The sequence below is a fragment of the Kitasatospora sp. NBC_00315 genome (assembly GCF_041435095.1).
In the GTDB taxonomy this organism is placed as follows: domain Bacteria; phylum Actinomycetota; class Actinomycetes; order Streptomycetales; family Streptomycetaceae; genus Kitasatospora.
This window is the reverse complement of sequence record NZ_CP108025.1, coordinates 494,181-516,988: the sequence shown is the minus strand read 5'-3', so window position 1 is coordinate 516,988 and position 22,808 is coordinate 494,181. Positions and strand designations below refer to the sequence as shown.

The following is a 22,808-nucleotide window of genomic DNA, read 5'->3' as shown; positions in this document are numbered from 1 at the left end:
GGACGGTACAGCCATGCCTTCTTTCGACACTCCCGAACCGATCTCCGTCACCGCCCACGTGGAGGCCGGATCCATCCACTTCGCCGCGGTGGACCGCATCGACACCGTCGTCGAGGTGCGGCCCCGCGACCCGAAGCGGGACCAGGACGTGCGGGCCGCCGAGCAGGCCGAGGTCACGTACGCGAGCGGCGCCCTGACGGTCAGGACGCCCAAGCAGCGCAACTCGCTCCGCCGCCCGGGTACCGTCGATGTCGTGGTCGAGCTGCCCACGGGCTCGCGCATCGACATGACCGGCGCCTGGGCGCAGGTGCTCGGCGAGGGCCGGCTCGGCGAGGTCCGGGTCAAGACCTCCTCCGGCGACGTCCGCCTCGACGCGACCGGGCCGCTCCAGCTGACCGCCTCCCACGGCTCGATCACCGTCGACCGGATCGAGGGCATGGCCGAGATCACCACCAGCTCCGGCAGCCTGCGGGTCGGCACGATCGACGGGCCCGCCGTACTGAAGAACTCGCACGGCACCACGACCGTCGGCGTCGCGACCGGTGACCTTCGGGTGAGCGGCGCCAACGGCGACATCGACATCGCGCGCGCCGAGGGCTCGGTCGTGGCCACCACCGCGCACGGCACCCTGCGTGTCGCCGAGGTCGCCCGCGGCACGATCCAGCTGGAGACCTCCTACGGTGCCATCGAGGTCGGCATCCGTGAGGGAACGGCCGCCTGGCTCGACGTAACCTCGGGCTCCGGGCAGGTGCGCAACACGCTCTCCGCCTCCGAGGCCCCGGAGCAGACCGAGGACGCGGTCAAGGTCCGCGCCCGCACCCGGCACGGCAACATCGACGTACTGCGCGCCAGGTCCTGACCCGCGCGTAGAGCCGGCCTCACCTCACCCACATCAGCCTTCGAAACGGGAGGGTCCCATGCCTTCACCTGTCATGCCCATGCCCATGCCCAGAAGCGGCGAGGGCCCGCAGGCGCCCGCCGCCGTCTCGACCGCCGGGCTGCGCAAGTCCTACGGCGACAAGGTCGTGCTCGACGGCGTCGACCTGCACATCCCGGCCGGGTCGGTGTTCGCGCTGCTCGGCCCGAACGGCGCCGGCAAGACCACCGTCGTCAAGATCCTCTCCACCCTCGTCCCCGCCGACGGCGGACAGGCCCAGGTCGCGGGCCACAACGTCGCCACCTCCCCGGACGGCGTGCGTGCCGCGATCGGTGTCACCGGCCAGTTCTCCGCGGTCGACGCTCTGATCACGGGTCAGGAGAACATGCTCCTCATGACGGACCTGCACCATCTCCCCCGCAGGGAGGGGCGGCGGGTGGCCGCCGAACTGCTGGAGCGCTTCGACCTCACCGACGCCGCCGGGAAGCCCGCCTCCACCTACTCCGGCGGCATGAAGCGCCGACTCGACCTCGCCATGACCCTGGTCGGCAACCCGAGGGTCATCTTCCTCGACGAACCCACCACCGGCCTCGACCCGCGCTCGCGCCACAACATGTGGCAGATCATCCGCGAGCTGGTCACCGACGGTGCCACCGTCCTCCTCACCACCCAGTACCTGGAGGAGGCCGACGAACTCGCCGACCGCATCGCCGTCCTGCACGACAGCAGGATCGTCGCCGAGGGCACCGCCGAGGAGCTCAAGCAACTGGTCCCCGGCGGTCACCTCCGACTGCACTTCAGCGACCCGGGCACCTACCGCAACGCCGGTACCGTCCTGACCGACGCCACCCGCCACGACGAATCCCTCACCCTGCGGATCGCCGGCGACGGCAGCCAACGCCACCTGCGCGACACCCTCGACCGCCTCGACACCGCCGGCATCGAGGCCGACCGGCTCACCGTCCACACGCCCGACCTCGACGACGTGTTCTTCGCCCTCACCGGCGGCACCGAAGTGCCCCACCAGTCCAAGGAGAACACCCGATGAGCACCCCCGCCCTGGCCCTGCGCGACTGCTCCACCATGCTGCGCCGCAACCTCCTGCACGCCCGCCGCTACCCCTCCCTCACCCTGAACCTGCTGCTCACCCCGATCATGCTGCTCCTGCTGTTCGTCTACATCTTCGGCGACACGATGAGCGCGGGCCTCGGCGGCGGTGCGGACCGCTCCGCCTACATCGCCTACATCGTCCCGGGCCTGCTGCTGATGACCGTCGGCAGCACCGTGGTCGGGAGCGCGATCTCCGTCTCCAACGACATGACCGAGGGCATCATCGCCCGCTTCCGTACGATGTCGATCCACCGTCCCTCCGTGCTCGTCGGGCACGTCGTCAGCGGAGTGCTCCAGTCGGTCGCGAGCGTGGTCCTGGTAGGCGCCGTCGCCGTGGCCATCGGTTTCCGCTCCACGGACGCCACCGTGCTGGAGTGGCTGGCGGCGTTCGGGGTGCTCGCGCTGTTCGCCCTGGCGCTCACCTGGATCGCGGTCGGCATGGGCCTGGTCAGTCCGAACGCCGAGGCCGCCGGCAACAACGCGATGCCGCTGATCCTGCTGCCGCTGCTGTCCAGCGCCTTCGTCCCGGTCCACACGATGCCCGGCTGGTTCCAGCCGATCGCCCGGTACCAGCCGTTCACACCCGCCATCGAGACCCTGCGCGGGCTGCTACTCGGCAGCGGGATCGGCATCAACGGCTGGCTCACGGTCGCCTGGTGCGTCGCCCTCGCGACGATCGGCTACTTCTGGACGACCTCGACGTTCAACCGCGACCCCAGGTAACCACCGCGACGTCGCGGACCGGCCGGCACCCGCCCGGCGCTCCGCCCCCTACCACCTCTCGCACGACCTTCCGGCCGAGGGCGGCGGGCATCGACACGGCGTCGGTGGCCGCCGCCCTCGGCTCAGCCGTGCCCGCCCTGCGGGACGGCCGTCGGCCGTGGGGCCGAACCGGGGCGGTGCGTCGTAGGGTGCACCGCCCCGTGGAACCACCGGTGGATCAGTTCGTCTGGTAGAACCCGAGCAGGTCGACGACCAGGTCGATGTTCTCCCAGCCCTGGTTCCAGAGGTCGACGATGCCCCCCTTGCCCCCGGGCGTCTGCGCCACGTTCGGGACGCTCGCGCCTGCCGTCCAGTTCAGGGTCGAGGCGACGGGCCGCTCCGGCGTGACCGCGGTGCCGTTCTGGTATGCGGACCAGAAGTTCGGGTCCGGGGCGACCGACAGGAAGCCGGCGCCGGTCGTGTTGGTGACCGTGGTGTTCAGCACCCAGCCGTCGACGTCGGGGGAGGTCGTGTCGCCTTCGAGTCGCAGGGCGAGGTACGAACGGGCCGGCAGCGGGCCGGCCTTCCGGCCCCAGCTGTCCGTGCGGCTGTCCATGATCCGCAACGGCACCCGGGCCGACACGAGGGCGGACCGGCTGTCGGGGCTGTAGTAGCCGACGACGTCGACCACCACGTCCGCCGGTGCCCAACTGCCGTTGCGGACGGTGATCCTACCGTCGGGTCCGACCGGCACGATCACCGAGTTCGCGACCGTCCCGCCGGCCGCGAAGTTCACGCTGGAGGTGGCGGGCGCCGTCTGCCCGCTGGGATAGACGGTCAGGTGACCGGCCTCCTGCGGGTTGGTGACCGTCAGGTTGATCGCGACGGCGGTGACACCCGTCGGTACGCCCCTGCGCCCGGCGATGTCGACCCCGAAGCTCGCCTGCCCGGCGATCTGGCCCTTGGCCGTCCCCAGGCCCTCACGGGTGTCGACGGCCCGGACCGGGGTGAGCGTGGTGTAGCCGCTGGCGGGCGACGGCGTGAAGTAGCCGGTGACGTCCGCGAGCAGGTCGACCGACTCCCAGCCCCCGTTGAACAGGTGTACGTACCCGTCCTCGCCGACCGCCGCGACCACCAGGTTCGAGACGCTCTGGCCCGCGACGAAGTTCAGGTTCGACGTCTCGGCGCCCTCGGCCAGGTCCTTCGCCGGCTGCACCGAGATGTGACCCGCCGCCGTGGTGTCGGTGACGGTGACGTTGAGGACCACCGCGGAGACCCCGACGGGGACTTGGGCGGACCCCCCGACCTTCAGGGCCACCGAGCTCCGCCCCGCCACCTTCGCCTGCGCGGCGCCGATGCCCGCCCGGGTGTCCAGCAGCCGGGTCGGCGTGTGCGAGGTGAACTCGGCTCCCGAGGTGACGAACCTGAGCTCGTTCACGGCCTCGACGTCGTGCGTGGTGTCCTTCGCCGTGACCTTGACGTCGTACGACCCGACCGCGGCGTACGTGTGCGTGGTGTGGCGGAGGTCGGAGTGCAGATTGTCGGCGGTGGCGCCGCCGGTGACCTTGTCGGTGGTCCCGTCGCCCCAGGAGATGCTGATGTCGAACGCGGCGTCGTCCAGGGTGGTGACGATGCTCCGCAGATCGATCGAATGCGCGCTGGGCGCCGTGGCGTCCAGGGCTATCGCGAGATACGAGCTGCCCTGGGTGCCCTGGGTGCCCTGTGTGCCCTGGGTGCCCTGGGCCCGCGCGGCGTCGCCGGTCCGGTCAGCGGACCTCGGCGCGACCACCGTACGGTCGGCCGGGCTGCTGAACGTCCTGCCGTCGAGTCCCCGTACCGCGTCCGGGCCGATCCCGGTCGCGGCGACCCCCTGAGTGGCGGGCGCCGCAGGAGCGACGGGATCCGCCGCCCGGGCGATTCCCGGAGTGAGACCAACACCCGCTGCCACGAAGGCAGCAGAAACCACGAGTCGGCGATTGCGCACCGATCCCCCCATTTTTCCTCAAGCGTCAGAAGGTGTTCGGCACCCTTCGAATACCTGATCATGGTACAGATCCGAGGCCCGGCACACCCGGAGCAACCTGCGGGCCTGCGGCGCGGGACGCTGGTGGGGGCTGCCGGACGGAGGGAGGCCCGGGACGGACGAGTTCAGCATGGAACCCTTCCCGGCCACCCGGAGTGCGGAGAGGAGGCGTTCGTGGTGGAGTCGGCCCCGGACGGGAGTGTCTGGCTCACCGTCACGGCCCTCAGCCTTCCGGCCCGTTGGTACACCCGCGTCGGGTACCCATTCGCCCCGGTGTTCCAGAGGCTCTACGCCCGGCGCTGCGGGCGAGTTCTGCGGAGGCTGAGCGCGCGCGGCTCCGGGTGGGCGGGCTCGGTGGCGCGGGCGCTGCTTTTCGAACGTCGGGGCCCTGCAGGCCACCCCCGCCCAGTCGATTCGACGTCGTCCTGTCCGCCCTGTCCGTCTCGCCTGTTACGCCCGTTCCGCCGTTCCGGACTTCGGGGAGCGGCCAGGTCCCTGTTCGGCCCTGCCGCCGGCCCTTACGGAGTTGCGGGGAACAGGCGCTGGACGGCGGCGACGATGGCCGCTCGGCGGGCCGCCAGGTGCAGGGCGTGGTCCTCGGGGGAGAGTGTCCGGGCGAGATCGGGACGGTTGGCCCAGGACATCGCGATCTGGTTGACGAAGACGAGAACGTCGAGAGGGTCCCAGGCCGGGTCCAGGTGGCCGGTCTCCTGCGCGGTGCGCAGTTGTTCGATCCTGTGGGCGGCGGCCCGCTGGATGGCGTCGTCGGGGCGCACCCCGGGGGCGGCCAGCTCCAGCTGGCCCCAGGTCATCAGTCGGAAGTGTTCGGGCTGGGCCGCGAAGTAGTCGTGGATGCGGCCCGCGTAGCCGGGCAGATCCGTGGGGTCCATACGGGTGGCTTCCGCGACGGCGGCGAGTTCGCTTCGTCGAGCCCGGTCCGGCCGACGATCGGCCCGACGTGCCGACGTGCCGACGTGCCGACGTGCCGACGTGCCGACGTGCCGACGTGCCGACGTGCCGACGTATCCGCCGACGTGCCCGCCGAGGCCGGTTGCGGCCACGGCTCTGACGGTCCGCCACTCCACCGCCAGCTGTACGAGCCAGGGTTCGGCCCGGCGCCCGGCCCGCCCGGCGATCCGGTCCTTCCGTCGACCCCACCCTCCGAGCGCGGGCCGGCAGCGGCCGGTGGAGAAGGCGGAAGTCAGGGGAAGCGGTGGCGCGCACCGATGACCGGGCCACCTCGACCGTCCGAGCGTCGGTGGCCGGGCGGCCCCTCGGCCCGTCCCGCAGCCTGCGCCGGCCGCCGAGTCACCGGGGCAGACAAATCTCAGGAGCCCGTCGATGGCGCGGGGTAGGCTCCGGAGAACGGCCGACCGGCCGGTGGACGGGGCGTGTGGGGGGAACGCACGATGCATCGGTGCCCCCGGCGCGAAGCCGTACGACGCGTCGGTCCACGCCGCCACGGCAGGTTGCCCGCGATCCACCCGGGTGCCGGCCGCGGCACCGACCTGCTCCACGGACGGCGCGCTCGCGGACGGCTTGGCCCTCCCGGTCTTCCCGGCCGAACGCGCGCCTGCCGGGTCCGTACCGGGCCCGTGCCGGGCCCGCGTCCGTCCCGGCGGCCGCCCGGCCGAGTGCGGTGTCGGTCTCGAACGGCGCCTGCGCGGCGGGCCTCACCCGGGACCGTACAGGCGGCAGTACTGACGGACCATCGGAACGCGGATCGGGGCGGGGAAATGGGCGTACTGCAGAAGGCGGCGGTGACCACGGTGATCGCGGGGGTGCTCCTCGGGGGGTACGAGCTCAGCCCGCTCAGCGACCCGCAGGTGCCCACCGCGCAGATGAGAGCCGACGCGGACCACCTCGACGACGTGCTGCAGCAGAACCTCTACCGGTTCAACAACACGGGCGACGACCGGCGCTTCGAGCTCGCCGGTGCGGGGACAGGGGGCGTCGCGCTGCTCGACGTACGCCAGCAGCACAGTGCCACCGACCGTACGGTCGAGGTGGACTACCTCTTCGGCGGGGCGGTTCCCCGTTCGGTACTCGACTGGGGCCCGGGCAAGGGCGTCCAGTCCTGCTACCGCTACACGTTCACCAACATGCTGTACACCCTGCGCCACCGGCTGATCAGCTGCCCGAAGGACCTGCCGCCGCCCCCGCAGCCCGGCGCGCGGGCGGCAGGCGGCGACGCCTCCCCGGCTGCCACCGCCGTGCCGGACGGTGTCCTGTCGGCCCAGCGGCACACGGAAGATCTCGCCGATCGGATCCGGAAGGCCACCCGGCCCGCCCCCGCCCTGCTCCAGCCCGACACAGCACTGCTGACCGGACTGCTGACCACCGCGCAGATCGACCCCGCCGTGCCCCGCGCCCTCACCACACACTCCGGGGTCGCCCTGCTCGCGCTGGGTACGGCCCATCACTGCGTCCTGGCCGCCGTGGACACCCACGCCGTCAACGTCTGGGCCGCCCCCTTCGAGGCCCCGTGCACCACCGACCGCGCCTACCAGTCGTACGCGATGGCGTACTGGCCGCCGCTCCCGGGGATGTGACCGCCGGCCCGGGGAACGACGCGCCCACTCGGTCGACCGCCGCGGACCGGACCACCGCCGTCTCGGCGCCGGCCACGGACGGCAACGCGGCCATCGCCGACAACATGATCCGGGGCTGACCCCCGTATCGTCGCGGACCCGCGGGACCGTCCGGTGACGCAGGTCCGCAGCAGCTGCCCGCGACCGCGGTCCGCCCGGACCGCCGCTGCTCGTCACGAGCGAGCACCGCCGAGGCCCAGCCCGTCGAGGCCCGGGGCACCGACCCCCGACCCGCCGCCGGCCGGGCGGGCCACGTCGAGATCGTCACCCCGGCCCCGGTCGCCCCACCCGGGGCGCCGGGGTGCGGCCCGTGCCGTGCGCCGGGATGGGGCCGAGCCACGTGAGCAGGGCGACTCCGGCGCTTCAGCAGGGCAGTACGGTCTGGCCGTCGGCCGCTCTCAGCGGCTTCGAGAGCGGGGGAGTGCCTTCGAGCGCGGCGTGGAGCCGTGCGGCGAGGGTGGTGTTGCGGGCCGGTTCGGGTCGCCGGACGGCGAGTTCGAGGGCGGCGGGGTCGCCGACGAGCACCAGCATCTGTTTGGCGCGGGTGACGGCGGTGTAGAGCAGGTTGCGGCGCAGCAGTTTGTAGGCGCTGCCGGTGGTGGTGAGGGGGACGACGACGTAGGGGTATTCGCTGCCCTGGGCGCGGTGGACGGTGATGGCGTAGGCGTGGAGGAGGACGTCGAGTTCGTCGTAGCCGTAGACGGCGGTGTCGCCGTCGTCGAGGCGGACACGGAGTTCGCGGTCCTTGTCGTCGAGGGCGGTGACGGTGGCGGTGGAGCCGTTGAGGACGCCGCGCGGGCCCTTGCGGGGGTCGTTGCGCACCGCGATGACGCGGTCACCGGGGCGGAAGGGGCGGCCGTCGCCCCAGTGCTGGCCGGTCGTTTCGGTCGCCGGGTTGATGACGGCCTGTAGGGCGAGGGAGAGCTCGTGGGTTCCGGTGGGGCCGGTGCGGCCGGGGGCGAGCACCTGGATGTCGCCCGGCCGGGCGTTGCAGCCGGCGGGGAGGCGGCGGGTGACGATGTCGACGACCTGGTCGGCGATGTCCTGCGGCCTGCTGACGGGGATGAACCAGAAGTCCCGGCCGTTGCCGGGTTGCCGGCCGGCGTTGATGAGGTGGGCGTTGACGGTGATGGCGCTGTCCCTGCCCCGGCGGAAGATCTCGGTGAGGGACACCCGGGGGACGGCCCGGACGCGCAGTAGGTCGTAGAGGACCTTCCCCGGTCCGACGCTGGGCAGTTGGTGGACGTCGCCGACCAGCAGAAGGTGGGTGCCGGGACGGATCTTCTCCAGCAGGCGGTCGAAGAGCGGGAGGTCGAGCATGGACGCCTCGTCGATGACGATGAGGTCGGCGTCCAGCGGGTCCTGGTGGTCGAAGAGGGTGGCGGGGGAGTGGTCGTCCTCGCGGGGTCTGCGGATGAGCCGGTGGACCGTGGTGGCGGTGCGCCCGGTGAGCTCGGCGAGCCGCTTGGCGGCGCGGCCGGTGGGAGCGGCCAGGCTCACGCGGCCTCCGGCGGCCTCCGCGATGTCGACGATCGCGCTGACCGTGAAGGACTTCCCGCAGCCCGGTCCTCCGGTCAGCACCGACAGCGGCCGACTGAGCGCCATCCGGACGGCCTGCTCCTGGGCCGGGGCGAGTTCGAGGGCGCTGTCGGTGAGCGGCAGCGGCGCGTCCGTCCAGCGGCCCAGCCGCGCCAGCCTGCTGCCGGCCTGGTTCAGCCGGGCGACGCGGGCGGCGACGGACGTCTCGGCCGCGTGCAGGCGCGGGCTGAACACGGCCGGGTGGTCAACGTCCTGGTACGGCACGGGCTGGACGACGACCTGGCGCGCTGCGCGCAGGGCGTCGAGCTGATCCCACAGGAGCACTTCGAGCTCAGGGTCACCGAGCGCCCTGCTGATCGTCTGCCTGACGAGTTGGCGTTCGAACAGGAAGCAGTGGCCGTCCAGGGCGGCGGCGTCCAGGGTGTGCAGCAGGGCGGCCTGGAGCCGCTCGGGACTGCGCTCGGGCCAGCCGAGCCACAGCGCGACCTTGTCGGCGAGCTTGAAGCCGATCCGGTAGACCTCGGTGAGGCGGTACGGGTTGTCCTGGACGATCTCCAGGACGTCCGTCACCCCCTCCGCCTCGCCGCGCTCGACGCGGAAGTAGTGCGCGATGCGCGGGGCGTGGGTGGGGGAGACCCCGGCGCTCTGCAGCATGACCATCAGTTGCCGGATCTCCTGGTGCTGCTGCCAGGAGGCGATGATCTCCGCGCACCGCGCCGGCCCGATCAGGTGCACCTCGAGGAGCCGCTCGGGGGTGGTGTCCACGACGGTGAGGGTGTCCTCCTTGAACTCGTCCACGATGGCCTCGGCGAGGCGTGGGCCGATACCCCGGACCAGGCCGGAGGCGAGGTAGCTGCGGATCGCGTGACGGGTCGCCGGCTCGACGTACGCGCAGGCGTCGGCGGTGAACTCCGCACCGTGGACGGCGTCGAGGCCGTGCCGGCCGGTGAGCCGCAGGGTCTCGCCGGGCCGCACCCCCAGCAGGACGGGGCCCTTCGCCGCGATGCTCCGCCCGTCCTCCAGCCCGAGGCGGATCACGGTGAAGCCGGCCCGGCCGACGAACACGATCCGCTCGACGATCCCCTCGACCGTCTGCTCTTCCTCGGCCACGTGCACGCTCCCGGTGTGCGGCCCGGGCGGCCCGGGCCTGATCTTGGACGCTACCGCTCCTGCCGGGCACGTGTCCGCCGGACCGTCAACTCCCGCCCCGGTGTCCGCGGGCGCCGACCCTGTCCGCGCCGGGCCAGGACCGGCCGGCTTCACCCGAACCGTGCTTCCCCGGGACGCTCAGCACCTGCACCTGCACCTGCACCTGCACCTGCACCTGTACCTGCACCTGTACCTGTACCTGCACCTGGAGCCGGTGTCGGTACCGGTAGCCGGTGCCGGTCGCCGCGGCCCGTCGATCTCGCCGCGATGATCGCGTGCGCGGGGGCGTTCACAGCGGGATCACCCAGCTCGGCGTCCAGGTCCCGGCGGCGTCGTGGCCGGTCGCCGTGGCGGCGAGGTGGGCGCGCAGGGTGGCCAGCGCCGGGTGGGGGTTGTCGCGGTGCCAGAGGAGCGAGTGCGGGTAGACGGGCGTCGGGTCGGTCACCGGGATGCGGCGCAGGCCGTGGCCTGCGGGCCAGATGAGCCGGGTCTGCCCGCCCATGAAGGTGGCCAGGGCCGGGGTGTCGGCGACGGTGTCGAGGAGCGCGTCGGAGCCGAAGTTCGGGCCGGTCGCCTCGATGGTGAGGCCGAACTCGGCGACGAGGTCGTCGTAGTAGGCGGCCCACTCGGTACCGGGGACGATGCCGGGCATCCAGATCCGGTGCCCGGCGAGCTGCGCGACGGTGACCGATCGGGCGCCCGCCAGCGCGTGGGCGGGGCCGGTGAGGAGCTGAAGCGGCTCGTCGAGCACCCGGACGGACTCGATGTCCTCGGGTAGGGGCCGGCCGGGCACGGCGACGGCGCGGAAGGACGCGTCGATCGCGCCGGACCGGATGGCGGCGACGGCCGTCTCGATGTCGAACAGCATCACCACGTCGAGGTCGATCTCGGGGTGCACCTGATGGAAACCGCGCATCAGGCCCGAGGCCGCTCCGCGCGAGGCGATCACGTCCACGCGCAGCGGGCGGCGGCCGGTGCGCACGGAGTCGGCCGCGCGCTCGGCGACGCGCAGCAGCTCGCGCGCGTGGGGCAGGAACGCCTGCCCGTCGATGGTGAGCTCGGCGCCGCGAGCGGAGCGGGTGAACAGCCGCACCCCGAGGTCGCGCTCCAGCGCGGCGACGCGTTTGGAGACGGCCTGCTGGGTCACCGCGAGCTCGGCGGCGGCCTGCTGGAACTGCCCCGCGTCGGCGGCGGCGACGAACGTCCGGACGGTGTCGAGGTCCATGTCGACACCCTACGAGTACAACCATTGGTTGTGGGTGAGCGCCCCCATGGTTGTTTGACCCCCGGCCATGGGCCTCGATTTGATGATTCCGATCGCGGATCGGTTGTGCGGGTGAGTGGCGAGGAGAGTCGGGCATGAGGAACGGGCACCGGCTGGGGCACCTGCTCGGACCGGGGCTGGGGCGGCGGTTCGGCTGGCTCTGGGGAGCGTACGCGACCAGCGCGCTCGGCACGTGGCTCGCCTTCGGCGCGTTCCCGCTGATCGCCATCCGGGTGCTGCACGCCGGCCCGGCCGAGGTCGCCGCGCTTTCCTCCGTGGGGGCTGCGGTGGGCGCGGTCGTGGCGGTACCGCTCGGCCCGTGGGTGGAGTTCCGCCGCAAGCGGCCGGTGCTGGTCGCGATGGACCTGGTGCGGTTCGCGGCGCTGCTGACGATCCCCGTCGCGTTCGCGCTCGGCGTCCTCTCCCTCCTCCAGCTCCTGCTGGTCTCGGTCGTGGTCGCGGCGGCCGACATCACCTTCCGCGCCGCCTCCGGCGCCTACCTGAAGACGCTGCTGCCGGCCGAGGACCTGCTCGCCGCCAACGCCCGGTTCGAGTCCACGGCCTGGACGACCACGATCATCGGACCGCCGCTGGGCGGCGCCGCGTTCGGTCTCCTCGGTCCGGTGGCGACGCTGGTGGCCGACGCGGTCAGCTACCTGCTCTCGGCCCTGGGCATCCGCGCGACGGGCGGGCACGAGAGGGACGACCACGAGAGGGATGACCGCACGAGGGGCGCCCACGAGAGGGGCGACCGCGAGCCGCCGCCCGGGCACCGGGAAGCCGCGCGGATGCGCGCCGGCGACCTGCTCGACGGCTGGCGGTTCATCCTCGCCGACCCGACGCTGCGTGCGCTGCTCCTCAACACCGCCGTGTTCAACGGCCTGGTGATGGCCGCGGAACCGCTGCTGGCGGTCCTCATGCTCGGCCGGCTCGGTTTCGCGCCATGGCAGTACGGCCTCGCCTTCGCCGTGCCCTCGATCGGCGGGCTGATCGGTTCACGGCTGGCCCGACCGCTCGTCACGCGGTTCGGGCAGCACCAGGTGTTGGTCGCGGTCGGGGCACTGCGCGCGATCTGGCCCGTCGGCCTGGCCTTCCTGGGCCCCGGGGCCGGAGGGCTGGTCCTGGTGATGGGCGTCGAGCTGGGCCTCATCCTCTGCTGCGGCATCTTCAACCCCGTCCACGCCACCTACCGTCTGGAGCGCACCCCGACCGACCGGGTCGCCCGCACGCTGTCCGCCTGGGCCGTGACGACCAAGGCGTCGACCGCGCTCCTGACGGCCACGTGGGGCGTGCTGGGCGCCGTGCTCGGCCCGCGTACGGCCATCGCCCTGGCCGGCGTCCTCCTGCTGGCGACCCCGCTGCTGCTCCCCCGCCGCACGGCGGTGCCTGTCCCCGAGCCGGGGCCGGAGCAGGTGCCGGAGCCGGGTTCGGCACCGAGCCGCGTCTGACCGGCCGGGACGGCTGCCGTCCGCTCGGTGTACCCGTCGCACGCCGCCGAGCGTCAGAGCGTGAGGACCGGTCGGTGGAGAAGTCCTCGTACATGGCCTCGCCATCCGGCGTGTGGACGAATTCGGTGGCGAGGAAGGGGCCGTCCGGCCCGGCCGCTGCTGCGGGAGTCGTCACGGCTTCGGAGCGGCCCGACGGTGGAGACGCCGTTCGCAGACCCGGCCGGGCCGGTGGGGCAGGTGGGGCAGCCCGCCCCGACGGCCTGACGCTACGTCGAGGGTTGTCGCGCGGTGCCGATCCGCGCCTCGGTCTCACCGGTCGGCCTCCGAGGCGACGTGGGCGAGCACTGCGGCCGCGCCGTCCTCCGACGCGATCCGGCGGGCGAGTTCCGCCGCGCGGCGGCGGTGGGCCGGCTCGGTCACGCACATCGTGATCGCGGCGCCGAGGGCTTCGGCGCCGAGGTCCTGGAACGGCAGGATCCGCGGCGCGACTCCCAACCGGTGGAGCCGGGCCGCCCAGAACGGCTGGTCGGCCAGGACGGGCACCGGTACGGCGGGCACCCCGGCCCGCAGCCCGGCCCCGGTGGTACCCGCTCCTGCGTGGTGCACGACGGCGGCCGTGCGGGGGAAGAGCCAGTCGTGCGGAACGTCCCCGATGGTCAGGACGTCGTCGTCGCCGCCACCGCTCAGCTCGGCCCATCCCGCCTGCACCACCGCGCGCACCCCCGCCCGCTTCACCGCCGCGCTCACCAGCTCGCCGAGTCGTTCCCCCTGACCCGGTGCCATGCTGCCGAAGCCGATGAACACCGGCGGCGGGCCGGCCTGGAGGAAGTCGACCAACTCGGCCGGGGGACGCCAGCCGTCCGGCCGAGGGGGCCACCAGTAGCCCGTCACCTCGACCCGGGACGGCCAGTCCGTCGGGCGCGGCAGCACCAGCGGGCTGAAACCGGCGAAGACCGGCCGGTCGTCCCCCACCGGTGTCGCCGGTGCGCCCGCGGGCAGGCCGAGGCGGGCCCGCAGTCGGATCACGGCGTCCGCGAAGAGCTGGTCCCGGCGGCTCAGCACCGCCCGGCCCGCGGCCAGGTTGCCCTGCGGCCCCAGGTCCTCGCCGCCCGGCGCGCCGGGCAGCGGGAACTCCCCGGTGGCGAACGCCGGTACGAGGTGGGTCTCGATGACCGGGACGCCGAGGGCTTCGCCGCCCGTACGGCTGAGCAGGGCCGGAGCGTGGGCCGTGAGCACCAGGTCGGTGCCGTCCGCGACGGCTGTCGCCACACCGTCGGCGAGCCCGTCCACGTACGCCCTCGTCAGCGCCCGGGCCTCGTCCCTGGACGCCGCCCGGGACCAGGATCTGATCAGTTCCCGCGGGTCTCCCGGCACGGGATGGTGGCCGAGGCCGCATCCGCCGACGAGGGTGGCGAAGGACGGATGAGCAGCCACGGTGACCTCGTGCCCGGCGTCCAGCAGGCGTCGTCCCAGGCCGGTGAACGGCGCGACGTCCCCGCGGGAACCGGCGGTGATGATCAGGATCCGCATGGGGTGATTCTCCCGGACGGAGACAGAGTGCTCGAACGCGGTCCGAACCTGATCCTCGACCTCGGGCCGACTGGCCCTCCGGTGATCGGCCACCGTCCGGCCGCGGCGATCCCGGACCTCACACCGGTCCGGTACGAGCCGGCCTACCGCACCGACACGGTCGGTCGCTTCGACGGTGGCCTGTTCTTCGCCCGGACCACGGGCGGCTTCCCGCCCGGCTACAGGCACGGTCCCGACCGGGTCGACCACGAACGCCGGTACGCCGTCCTGCACCGCTTCGATCACGGCGGAACGAGAGCGGTGTGGTCCGCCCGGCCCCACAGGGGCTCAGGTCGACGACCGCGGCCTGGCCCGGGATCGGCGGTGGCGGCCGGCGGCGGCCGGGCGGCCGTGCCCCGGCCCCTCGGGGGCGTGCTCCCGGCGCGGTCAGGCCGTCACGGCCGGCTTGAGGACGTCCTCGCACCACTGCCGGAACGTCGTCGGAGTCGTCGACTCCGCGGTACGGGGCTCCGCGTTGTCGAGGCCCCTGTTCTTGGCGTCGAACATGTCGATCATGCCCTGCGCCATCGCGTCGGTCATGCCGAAGCCGGTGAAGCGCTCCTTGAGCGCCGCGCCGGGGATCCGGCGGTAGCCGATCTCCTTTCCGAGGACCTCGGAGACGATCCGTGCCATCTCGTCGGGCGACAGGTCCTCGGGGCCGAGGCAGGCCACCTGGCCGGACCCCTCCCACGAGTCGTCGAGGAGCAGCCGCGCGGCGGTGGCGGCGATGTCGCGGGTGGCGACGGTGGGGCTCTTCAGATCCGGGTCGATCATCATGGAGAAGGTGCCCTGTTCCTTGATCGCGCCGACCTGGCGGAGCAGGTTGTGCATGAAGGACGGGCAGGCCACGGCCCGGAAGGCGACGCCCGAGGCGGCGATCAGGTCGCACATCGCCAGGGACGCGGTGGCCGGCCCGGCGTGCTCGGCCAACGGAGTGCCGCGGCCGAGCGCGGTGATGGCGACGACGCGACGGACGGCGTTGCGGGCGAACGCCTCGGCCGCGGGGCGCGTGAAGTCGACGTACGCGGCTTCGGTGCTCGGGGCGTTCCCGTCGTCGGGCGCGAGCCAGAAGACGGCCTCGGCGCCGTGACACGCGCGGTCGATGACGGCGGCGTCGCCGTGCGAGCCCTCGACGACCTCGGCCCGCGCAGGGACCTCGGGTGCCAGCCGCGAGGGGTCGCGGGTGACCAGCCGCAGCTCGGCTCCCCGGTCGAGCAGGTCCGCGACGAGCAGTCGGCCGATGGCGCTGGTGGGTGCGGTGATGACGATCATTCGGGTGGTCTTCCTGTCCTTGGTGTCGGGTGGGTGAGGGGTTGCCGGCGAGGTCACGCCGGGCGCGGGAGGTAGGCCAGTCCGTGGGCCCCGGACCCGCCGAGCCCGGTGAGGTCCAGCCGGGCCAGGCGCCGGAGCGTCTCCAGGTCGACGACGTCGACGGTGGACGAGGCGTAGCAGGCCACGTAGGCGATCCGGCCGTCGGGGGAGGAGCTGACGGTCAGTGGGCACAGGCCCACCTCCACCGCGCCCAGCTGCTCGTGGGTGTCGGTGGAGAACACGGTGAGCCGGCCCGGTGCCATCCGGGCGACCCGTCCCGCCGCGTCGTGTTCCACCCGTACCTCGCCCGCGAGCAGCCTGCCGGTGGAGGTCAGGTGCAGCGGCAGGACGCGGTTGCGCGTGGCCAGGGTCTCGACGACGGTCGCGGTCCGGGTGTCGATGACCGCGATGCCGGGGGCCGGCCCGTCCCCGGCGGCGAAGGCGCCGCCGTAGGGCGCGGCGACGTAGGCGCGCGTACCGTCGGCGCGGACGGCCAGCCCCTCGCTGCCCGGCACCTCGACCTTCGCGACCAGGGCCGCCCGGTCGAGGTCGAGGACGGACACGAACGGCGCCTCCTTGTTGGCCACGTAGGCGGTCCGCCCTGCCGCGTCGATGGCGACCCAGTGCGAGCCGGGTGCGTCCGTGTCGATCCGGCCCACCGGCCGACCGGTCCGGGTGTCGATCACGACGACACCGCCGGGCCGGTCCGCCGAACCCTCCACGCTGACGTAGAGGCGGCCGCGTGCCTGGTCCAGCGCCAGCCCGTGCGGTGCGTGTTCCGGGGCGAGGTCGACGACCTCGACGATGCGGCGGGTGTCGGGGTCGATGACGGTCAGCTCGGTGCGCGGCCCGCCGTTCGCGTGGTAGTAGCCCGAGTGGTAGGTCATCGTGCACCACAGCAGGCGCTGGGACGGGTCGAAGCAGAGTTCGTGCGGTTGGGCGAGGGTTTCGACCGAACCCAGGTGCCGGTCGGAGACGGCGTCGAAGAACGAGACCGATGGTCCGCCCTGGCCGACCACGGCCAGAACGTCGCCTTCTCGGCCGGCGCGCGGGGACTGCTGCATGGGGGTTCCTCAAGTGCGTCGGACGGGTTGCCGGGCGTTCTCGCCGGCACCTCCACTCTCGGCGCGAGTAGAGCCCCGCGACAATGCAAGGATGAGCACCGAATCATTGACGCCAGCGTAAAAATGCAGTTCAGGAGCTTGAATGGACCTCAATCTGCTGCGAGCCCTGGACGCCCTGCTTCAGGAGAACAGCGTCACCCGCGCCGCGGAGCGGCTCGGTACGTCACCGGCGGCGGCCAGCCGTACCCTGGCGCGCCTGCGCCGTGCCGTCGGTGACCCGCTGCTGGTCCGTGCCGGTCAGGGGATGGTCCCGACCCCGAGGGCGCTGGAACTCCGCGACGAGGTCGGCGCGTTGCTGCGCGGCTGCGACGACGTCCTACGACCGGGCGCCGGTTTCGAGGCGGTGCATCTCCAGCGCACGTTCACCGTGCAGACCACCGAACTGCTCCTGGCGGGCCTGGCGGGGACCTTGACCGACCGGATTCACCGGGAGGCTCCGCAGGTGGACGTGGTCTTCCTGCCGGAGGCGGTCGAGGGCGGTCCCGCGCTGCGGCAGGGCACGGTGGACGTCGAACTGGGCGTCCTCGGACACCTGGACCCGGAGATCCACACCCGACGGCTCACCCGGGCGACGCTGGTGGGCGTCGCCCGCGCAGGTCATCCCCTCTTCGGCGGCCGGATCGACGCCCGCCGGTTCGCCGCGGCCGACCACATCGGCATCTCCCGGCTCGGCAAGCGTCTCGGGCCCATCGACAGCGCGCTCGCGGAACTCGGCCTGCGGCGCCGGCTGGCGGTCATCGTGCCCAGCCACACGAGCGCGATGATGATCGCCCGCGACACCGACCTCGTCGCGCTCACCCTGGCCGACTGGCTCCCCGGCACGGTCTCCGCCATGGGACTGCGGACCTTCCCGATCCCGCTCGACCTCGCGCCCCTGGAGCTCGCGATGGCGTGGCATCCCCGCAACTCGGCCGACCCGGGGCACCGCTGGTTCCGTGACCGCCTGGCGAGCGCTGTCCTGGCGCCGCCGGGCACAGAGGGCGACGACTCACGGGGCCCGACCGGTAGGTGAGGGGAGGGCGGGATCACCCGGTGACGGGTGTGTCCGGTGTCCGGACGTCGCGGGAGCAGGCTGATGGAAGATCCAGGGAGCCGTCACAGCGGCCGTTGCACCAGCCCTCTCGGCGGCGCGCTCGACGTGCATCGGATCGGCATGTTCGGCTGTTCGAAGGGTGGGACGGCGACGGCCCTCGTCATGAGCGAGGACCGGCGGGTCCGGGCCGGGTTGAGCCTGGACGCCCCGATGCAACCGACGGTCACCACCGAGCTGGATCGGCCGTTCCTGCTGGTGACCGCCGAGTTCGGCAGGGCCGAGGAGCCGAGCGTCGCCGAGTTCTGGTCACACCTGCGGGGTTGGCGGCTCAACCTCCGGGCCGAGGGCGCGGTCCACGGGTCGTACGGCGACTACCAGGTACTGATTCCGCAGCCGGCGGGCGCGGTGGGCATGAGCGAGGAGGAGCTCCGGGAGTGGACCGGCACCCTCGACCCGGCCCGGGCGGTGCGGATCCAGCAGGCCTACCCGCTCGCCTTCTTCGACCTGCACCTCCGGAATCGCAACGGACACCTGCTCGACGGCCCGAGCGCGGCCTTCCCGGAGGTGGAGTTCCTCCCCTGACGCGACGCGGCACGGCACGGCACGGCACGACTCGGCGCGGTACGGCACGTCAGGGAGCGCCACGCCGGCGCCGAGTGGGTCAGGGCTCACAGCGGGAGGACGACCAACGCTGCCGGCGAGGTCGTGCCGGGGCACCCGAAGGCGTCACGCGGACGGGCGGCAGTGCCTACGGTGGCGGGGTGAGCGACGATCGCGTGATGCTGCGTCCAGTGGTCGAGGACGACCTGCCCCTGCTTGAGCGGTTTCTGACGGATCCGGAGGCGGCCGGGCCGTTCCAGTGGCTGGGTTGGTCGGATCCGGGGCGCTGGCGCCGCCGCTGGGTTCAGGACGGCTTGCTGAACGAGGACGGCGGTCAGCTGATGGTGGTGACCGGCGCCGACCGGCACGGCTTCGTGGCGTGGAGGAAGGTGGTGACCTCGCGGACCTCGTACTGCTGGAACATCGGGGCCCAGCTGCTGCCGAGCGGCCGGGGCCGTGGAGTCGGGACGCAGGCCCAGCGGTTGCTGGTGCGTCATCTGTTCGCGCACACCCCCGTGGTCAGGCTTGAGGCGGACACCGAGACCGGGAACATCGCCGAGCAACGCGCGCTGGAGAAGTCCGGTTTCATCCGTGAGGGCGTCCTGCGCAGCACCGTGTTCCGGGACGGGCGGTGGCGGGACGTCGTGCGCTACAGCGTGCTCCGTGACGACCTCTCCTCGTGAGCCCCGGCCGCCGGACGGCGGCGGACTTCGCCGGGCCCGTGCGAGCCGTCGCGGTGGCTGGGCCCCGATCCCGGCAGGGCGCCCCCAGGACCCGCCGTGGAGCGGTACCGTCATCAGGTGGCTACGGAGGGTGGAGTTATGGGGACGGAGATCCGCACCTGCGCCTCGTGCGCCGGGGCGCGGGGCACGGAGAAGGAACAGCACACGGTCGACCTGGACGTGAACGGCAACCAGGTCCACCGCGTCGACCGGTTCTGGTCGCCGTGCTCCGCCTGCGGCGGCCTGGGCACGGTGATCGTGGGATGAGGTACGTCTTCGAGTGCCTGGAGTGCGACGCCCACTACCTGCCGCCCGAGGGGATGGCCTACTCGGACGGCCCGGCGAGCCCGGTCTGGTGCTCCCTGTGCCAGGGCGTGATGCGCGAGCGCGGGGTACCGGAGCCGGTCGTGGCCGCGGCCGTGGCGCTCGCCGCGGCGAAGGCCCGCCTCGCCGCCCGGGCGCCGGGGGACGAGGAGCCGGCCCGGCCGGACGTCCGCCCGTCCCGACCGGCCCGCACCCGCCGGGCCCGCTCCGGTCCGGGCAGCTCGCGCAGCAGGTTGGGCTGACCACCGGCGCTCCGTCGCGCCACGGGCCCGCCCGGCGGTCGCGGGCGCGCGCCCGGACGCCCGGCGGGGGTGCCCACGCCTCACCCGCCGGCCCGCCCACGGGCAAAGGGGGCGGCGGGTGGGAGCCCGGACGCCGGATCGGCAGGGGCTGCCTGCCGGCGGCTAACCGACCGGCTGTCGGGCCCTGGACCGTCGGACGCGTCCCGCCAGGTACACGCCGTTCGCGACCAGGAGCAGAGCCCCGTAGGCAGCGATCTCGATCTCCAGCATCGGCGTCGGGTGGTAGGCGAGGACGTTGCAGAACCAGGGCAGCGTGGCCAGGAAGGCACCGGCCACGGCACCGGGGTTCGACCGGGACCGCGCGAGGGCGGCGAGGATCACCACGGCCATCACGACGAGGGGCCACGGCGTGCGACCGGACGGTACGAGGCCCGGCACGCCCAGACTCCACGCCACCGGCGGCAGCACGATCGCGGCCGCGGTGCCCAGCATGGTCCACCGACTGCGGAGCGAGATCGGCTGCAGGTCGGGCGGTGCGCTCAGCAGCAGCGCGATGACCAGTGCGAGGAACGGGATCAGTGCGGGCGCGATGTGCGGCGCCACGACGAGGGCGGCCAGGAGGTACGCCGTGCTGCCGAGGAGTGCCAACGGCCTCGCCCAGGTCCAGCGCCCGGCGACGGCACACAGCACGGCGAGCGCCAGCAGCCCGTCGAACACGGTGCTGAGGGGCCGCAGTGTCGCGGACTCGGGGGTGTAGATGGTCGGGACCAAACCGATCACCGCCGAGGCGCCGGCGCCGACGAGCACGTACGGTGCAGCGGCGGCGAGCGCCCTACCCGCCACGGTGGTGGACGAGATGCCCAGCCGGATCCGGCTCGCGTGTCCGAACAGGTCGAGATCCTCCCGTGCGCGGGCGACGCGCCCGTCGGCCGCTTGGCGGGCCTCCCAGTGGAGGGCCGCGATCTCCTCACCATGGCGCCGGCGGTACTCGGTGGGGTAGATGCGCAGCAGAAGGCCGGCGGCCGGCGGCGCCGGTTCGCCCGGCGCGGTCGCCGTGTCGTCGGGCTGTTCCCGGGGCGCGGTGGGGCGGGGCGGGTTCACGCGAAGGATTCCTTCCAACGGGACGTCACGGGGTCGGCGAGGCGACGTTCGGCCTCCGCGGCGGCGGAGCGCATGCGCTCCGCCTCGGCGGCGAGCACCACTCGCCCCTGCGCGGTCAGTCGGTAGCTGCGGCGGAGCCTGCCCGCCACCGTCTCCTCGCTGTGCACCTCGATGAGATCTTCCTGGACGAGGCGTTCCAGGGCGCTGTACAAGGTGCCGGTCCGTAGCCGCACCCGTCCGTGAGAGATCGTCAGAATCTCCTGGACGATGGCGTAGCCGTGTCGCGGCTGGTCGGCCAGGACCGTCAGCATGAGCAGGGTCGGTTCCTGCAGTGCGCGCTGCGTCATGACCCGGAGTATAGGTAGATCATCGGCCTATGGACAAGCTGCGGCGCCCGGGATCCGTCTGAACGACCTTGCGACCGGCCCGCTTTCGGCCTTCCAACTGCCGGGGCGGGCCCGGCGGTCCGGCGGTCCGGCGGAGTTGGCGTGCGGCGCCGGCCGCCCCCGACGCGCCGTGGGCCGTGCGGCCGGAGCTGCGGCCATCGCCGCTGATCGGCGGTGGTGGCCCGCCGTCGGGCCGGTGGAGCCGCGTCCACAGTGCGGATGACTGGGTTTGAATGGTTCGAATCGGTCGGCCGGCCACCAAGGTCGGTGGCCACGCGAGCAGGGGAAGACGCTCATGGAACTTCGTCCGAGTCGGCGTGGGGTACTGGCCGGGGCCGCCGCGACAGCCCTCACCGTCGTGCTGCCCGCCAGGGGAAGGGCGTTCGCGCAGGGCACGGACGCCGAGGGGATCGTCGGGCGGTTGCGCGCTCTCGAACAGGCGCATTCCGCGCGGCTGGGGGCCTTCGCGTACGACACGGTCACGGGTGGCACCGTGCTGTACCGCGCGGACGAGCTGTTCCCGATGTGCTCGACGTTCAAGACGATCGCCGTGGCCGCGGTGCTGAGGGACCTCGACCGGGACGGCGAGTTCCTCGCCGGGCGCATCCGGTACACGGAGCAGGACGTCACGGGGTCGGGCTACGCGCCGGTCACGGGCCTGCCCGAGAACCTCGCCCACGGCATGACCGTCGCGGACCTGTGCGCGGCCGCCATCGAGTACAGCGACAACACCGCGGCGAACCTCCTGCTGCGGGAGCTCGGCGGTCCGGACGCGGTCACCCGGTTCTGCCGCAGCATCGGCGACGGGGTGACCCGGCTCGACCGCCGGGAGCCCGAGCTGAACTCGGCGGAGCCGGGGCGGGTGACCGACACCACGAGCCCCCGGGCGATCGGCCGGACCTACGGCCGCCTTGTTCTCGGGGACGCTCTCGGAGCCCGGGACCGCGAACGGCTGACCGGCTGGCTGCTGGCCAACACGACCGGCGGCAACCGCCTGCGAGCGGGACTGCCGGGGGACTGGAGCGTGGCCGACAAGACCGGTACCGGTGACTGGGGCACCACCAACGACGTGGGCATCACCCGGCCGCCCGGCCGGGGGCCGATCGTGCTGGCGGTCCTGTCCACCGGGCACGAGGCCGCCGCACCGGCGGATGAACCCCTGGTCGCCGAGGCCGCCGCTCTGCTGGCGGCAGCACTGGTCTGAACGCCGGCCGCCCGGTCGAGCCGCTGTGCGACGCCTGCTCGACCGGGCGTCGGAGGAAGTGCGGGACCCTGCGGGAGTGGCGCACGGGGGATCCTGGCGCGGACCGCTCCGGGCTCCCTCCGAACTCGCCCGTCGGCTCGGCGAGCGGGTGGCGGCGATCGGTTCTCCTGTGGCGACCCGTCAGGGACACCGCCGCGCGGTACAGGGCGGGAGCGCGGCGCGATCGGCTCCGCCGAGGGTCCGTCAGTCGAGGCTGTTCGCAGACCACTTCGGGGCCGGGTAGGCCATGTACTCGACACTTTCTCCTTAGCTCAGCCTTAAGAGCACCTTAGCTCGTGAGCGTCCACGGCGTCATCGCAGGTCAGGGCGGGTTTTCGGATTCGTACCGTCATTGCCCGAGCCACCGCGCCTTCCGTAGGATCACGACCCCGCCGGGCGTGAGAGCGCTCTCGGCGCCGAACCGAACGCGTCCTGTGCAACGTCCGTCCC

21 protein-coding genes and 1 pseudogene are annotated in these 22,808 nt (G+C 73.1%); 13 read left to right on the top strand and 9 right to left on the bottom strand.

What is annotated here, in order from left to right; all coding sequences use genetic code 11:
* Positions 1-13 precede the first annotated feature (13 nt).
* The 3 genes from OG823_RS02160 (at position 14) to OG823_RS02150 (ending at position 2,710) form a co-directional block, all read left to right on the top strand.
* Positions 14-859, top strand: a complete 846-nt coding sequence (locus tag OG823_RS02160; protein ID WP_371476936.1) for a DUF4097 domain-containing protein — start codon at positions 14-16, stop codon at positions 857-859.
* 79 nt (positions 860-938) lie between these two features.
* Positions 939-1,925 (top strand): ATP-binding cassette domain-containing protein, encoded by a 987-nt coding sequence (locus tag OG823_RS02155; RefSeq protein WP_371476934.1) that lies wholly within the window; start codon positions 939-941, stop codon positions 1,923-1,925.
* Entirely contained in the window at positions 1,922-2,710 is a 789-nt protein-coding gene (locus OG823_RS02150) for an ABC transporter permease (RefSeq protein ID WP_371476932.1), read from the top strand. Before OG823_RS02155 ends, OG823_RS02150 begins: the two co-directional genes overlap by 4 nt.
* Before the next feature lie 217 nt (positions 2,711-2,927).
* On the opposite strand, the gene OG823_RS02145 is transcribed toward OG823_RS02150, so the two are convergent.
* The gene (locus OG823_RS02145; RefSeq protein WP_371476930.1) at positions 2,928-4,637 is read right to left on the bottom strand and encodes a PKD domain-containing protein; all 1,710 of its coding nucleotides are present in this window, start codon (positions 4,635-4,637) and stop codon (positions 2,928-2,930) included.
* Positions 4,638-4,841: 204 nt separating this feature from the next.
* Between OG823_RS02145 and OG823_RS02140 the strand changes: the two are divergent.
* Positions 4,842-5,042 (top strand): annotated as a pseudogene (locus tag OG823_RS02140) (DUF1990 family protein); the annotation flags it as partial.
* A 188-nt stretch (positions 5,043-5,230) separates the two neighbouring features.
* On the opposite strand, the gene OG823_RS02135 reads toward OG823_RS02140, so the two are convergent.
* Complete coding sequence (locus OG823_RS02135) at positions 5,231-5,602, bottom strand: hypothetical protein (protein WP_371476928.1); 372 nt, start codon at positions 5,600-5,602, stop codon at positions 5,231-5,233.
* Between the two features lie 846 nt (positions 5,603-6,448).
* Here OG823_RS02135 and OG823_RS02130 point away from each other — a divergent pair.
* On the top strand, positions 6,449-7,264 hold the full coding sequence (locus OG823_RS02130) for a hypothetical protein (RefSeq protein ID WP_371476926.1): 816 nt from the start codon (positions 6,449-6,451) through the stop codon (positions 7,262-7,264).
* A 402-nt stretch (positions 7,265-7,666) separates the two neighbouring features.
* Here OG823_RS02130 and OG823_RS02125 read toward each other — a convergent pair whose 3' ends face one another.
* Positions 7,667-9,952, bottom strand: coding sequence for an ATP-dependent RecD-like DNA helicase (locus OG823_RS02125; RefSeq protein ID WP_371476924.1), 2,286 nt, complete (start codon positions 9,950-9,952; stop codon positions 7,667-7,669).
* Between the two features lie 160 nt (positions 9,953-10,112).
* On the opposite strand from OG823_RS02125, the gene OG823_RS02120 reads away from it, so the two are divergent.
* On the top strand, positions 10,113-10,262 hold the full coding sequence (locus OG823_RS02120; protein ID WP_371476922.1) for a hypothetical protein: 150 nt from the start codon (positions 10,113-10,115) through the stop codon (positions 10,260-10,262).
* Positions 10,263-10,280: 18 nt separating this feature from the next.
* On the opposite strand, the gene OG823_RS02115 is transcribed toward OG823_RS02120, so the two are convergent.
* On the bottom strand, positions 10,281-11,216 hold the full coding sequence (locus tag OG823_RS02115) for a LysR family transcriptional regulator (RefSeq protein WP_371476920.1): 936 nt from the start codon (positions 11,214-11,216) through the stop codon (positions 10,281-10,283).
* A gap of 134 nt (positions 11,217-11,350) precedes the next feature.
* Between OG823_RS02115 and OG823_RS02110 the strand changes: the two genes are divergently transcribed.
* Positions 11,351-12,703, top strand: coding sequence for an MFS transporter (locus OG823_RS02110; RefSeq protein WP_371476918.1), 1,353 nt, complete (start codon positions 11,351-11,353; stop codon positions 12,701-12,703).
* Between the two features lie 309 nt (positions 12,704-13,012).
* On the opposite strand, the gene OG823_RS02105 is transcribed toward OG823_RS02110, so the two are convergent.
* The 3 genes from OG823_RS02105 to OG823_RS02095 form a co-directional block, all read right to left on the bottom strand.
* A complete protein-coding gene (locus tag OG823_RS02105; RefSeq protein ID WP_371476916.1) occupies positions 13,013-14,233 on the bottom strand; it encodes a glycosyltransferase in 1,221 nt (406 codons plus the stop codon).
* Between the two features lie 426 nt (positions 14,234-14,659).
* Complete coding sequence (locus OG823_RS02100; RefSeq protein WP_371476914.1) at positions 14,660-15,544, bottom strand: NAD(P)H-binding protein; 885 nt, start codon at positions 15,542-15,544, stop codon at positions 14,660-14,662.
* Positions 15,545-15,597: 53 nt separating this feature from the next.
* Positions 15,598-16,647: a YncE family protein gene (locus OG823_RS02095; protein WP_371476912.1), complete on the bottom strand. Its 1,050-nt coding sequence runs from the start codon at positions 16,645-16,647 to the stop codon at positions 15,598-15,600.
* Positions 16,648-16,789: 142 nt separating this feature from the next.
* Here OG823_RS02095 and OG823_RS02090 point away from each other — a divergent pair, with 142 nt between their 5' ends.
* The 5 genes from OG823_RS02090 (at position 16,790) to OG823_RS02070 (ending at position 19,628) form a co-directional block, all read left to right on the top strand.
* On the top strand, positions 16,790-17,719 hold the full coding sequence (locus tag OG823_RS02090) for a LysR family transcriptional regulator (protein ID WP_371476910.1): 930 nt from the start codon (positions 16,790-16,792) through the stop codon (positions 17,717-17,719).
* A 63-nt stretch (positions 17,720-17,782) separates the two neighbouring features.
* The gene (locus OG823_RS02085) at positions 17,783-18,322 is read left to right on the top strand and encodes a hypothetical protein (RefSeq protein WP_371476908.1); all 540 of its coding nucleotides are present in this window, start codon (positions 17,783-17,785) and stop codon (positions 18,320-18,322) included.
* Between the two features lie 179 nt (positions 18,323-18,501).
* Positions 18,502-19,023 (top strand): GNAT family N-acetyltransferase, encoded by a 522-nt coding sequence (locus OG823_RS02080; protein WP_371476906.1) that lies wholly within the window; start codon positions 18,502-18,504, stop codon positions 19,021-19,023.
* A 138-nt stretch (positions 19,024-19,161) separates the two neighbouring features.
* Entirely contained in the window at positions 19,162-19,329 is a 168-nt protein-coding gene (locus OG823_RS02075; protein ID WP_371476904.1) for a hypothetical protein, read from the top strand.
* Positions 19,326-19,628 (top strand): hypothetical protein, encoded by a 303-nt coding sequence (locus OG823_RS02070; protein WP_371476902.1) that lies wholly within the window; start codon positions 19,326-19,328, stop codon positions 19,626-19,628. Before OG823_RS02075 ends, OG823_RS02070 begins: the two co-directional genes overlap by 4 nt.
* Before the next feature lie 162 nt (positions 19,629-19,790).
* Here OG823_RS02070 and OG823_RS02065 read toward each other — a convergent pair whose 3' ends face one another.
* Positions 19,791-20,729 (bottom strand): hypothetical protein, encoded by a 939-nt coding sequence (locus tag OG823_RS02065; protein WP_371476900.1) that lies wholly within the window; start codon positions 20,727-20,729, stop codon positions 19,791-19,793.
* Positions 20,726-21,076 carry a PadR family transcriptional regulator gene (locus OG823_RS02060; protein WP_371476898.1) on the bottom strand — a complete coding sequence of 117 codons (351 nt, stop codon included), beginning with the start codon at positions 21,074-21,076 and terminating at the stop codon, positions 20,726-20,728. The genes OG823_RS02065 and OG823_RS02060 overlap by 4 nt, the downstream gene beginning before the upstream one ends.
* A 334-nt stretch (positions 21,077-21,410) precedes the next feature.
* Between OG823_RS02060 and bla the strand changes: the two genes are divergently transcribed.
* Entirely contained in the window at positions 21,411-22,319 is a 909-nt protein-coding gene (bla, locus tag OG823_RS02055; RefSeq protein ID WP_371476896.1) for a class A beta-lactamase, read from the top strand.
* Positions 22,320-22,808: the final 489 nt, after the last annotated feature.

What these genes read in the sequence shown, in the direction of transcription:
- OG823_RS02155 (WP_371476934.1), top strand. Translation starts at nt 939, where the DNA reads ATGCCCATGCCCAGAAGCGGCGAGGGCCCGCAGGCGCCCGCCGCCGTC.
- OG823_RS02130 (WP_371476926.1), top strand. Translation starts at nt 6,449, where the DNA reads ATGGGCGTACTGCAGAAGGCGGCGGTGACCACGGTGATCGCGGGGGTG.
- OG823_RS02090 (WP_371476910.1), top strand. Translation starts at nt 16,790, where the DNA reads ATGGACCTCAATCTGCTGCGAGCCCTGGACGCCCTGCTTCAGGAGAAC.
- OG823_RS02070 (WP_371476902.1), top strand. Translation starts at nt 19,326, where the DNA reads ATGAGGTACGTCTTCGAGTGCCTGGAGTGCGACGCCCACTACCTGCCG.
- OG823_RS02075 (WP_371476904.1), top strand. Translation starts at nt 19,162, where the DNA reads ATGGGGACGGAGATCCGCACCTGCGCCTCGTGCGCCGGGGCGCGGGGC.
- OG823_RS02110 (WP_371476918.1), top strand. Translation starts at nt 11,351, where the DNA reads ATGAGGAACGGGCACCGGCTGGGGCACCTGCTCGGACCGGGGCTGGGG.
- OG823_RS02100 (WP_371476914.1), bottom strand. Translation starts at nt 15,544, where the DNA reads ATGATCGTCATCACCGCACCCACCAGCGCCATCGGCCGACTGCTCGTC.
- OG823_RS02115 (WP_371476920.1), bottom strand. Translation starts at nt 11,216, where the DNA reads ATGGACCTCGACACCGTCCGGACGTTCGTCGCCGCCGCCGACGCGGGG.
- OG823_RS02060 (WP_371476898.1), bottom strand. Translation starts at nt 21,076, where the DNA reads ATGACGCAGCGCGCACTGCAGGAACCGACCCTGCTCATGCTGACGGTC.
- OG823_RS02085 (WP_371476908.1), top strand. Translation starts at nt 17,783, where the DNA reads ATGGAAGATCCAGGGAGCCGTCACAGCGGCCGTTGCACCAGCCCTCTC.
- OG823_RS02160 (WP_371476936.1), top strand. Translation starts at nt 14, where the DNA reads ATGCCTTCTTTCGACACTCCCGAACCGATCTCCGTCACCGCCCACGTG.
- OG823_RS02135 (WP_371476928.1), bottom strand. Translation starts at nt 5,602, where the DNA reads ATGGACCCCACGGATCTGCCCGGCTACGCGGGCCGCATCCACGACTAC.
- bla (WP_371476896.1), top strand. Translation starts at nt 21,411, where the DNA reads ATGGAACTTCGTCCGAGTCGGCGTGGGGTACTGGCCGGGGCCGCCGCG.
- OG823_RS02095 (WP_371476912.1), bottom strand. Translation starts at nt 16,647, where the DNA reads ATGCAGCAGTCCCCGCGCGCCGGCCGAGAAGGCGACGTTCTGGCCGTG.
- OG823_RS02150 (WP_371476932.1), top strand. Translation starts at nt 1,922, where the DNA reads ATGAGCACCCCCGCCCTGGCCCTGCGCGACTGCTCCACCATGCTGCGC.
- OG823_RS02105 (WP_371476916.1), bottom strand. Translation starts at nt 14,233, where the DNA reads ATGCGGATCCTGATCATCACCGCCGGTTCCCGCGGGGACGTCGCGCCG.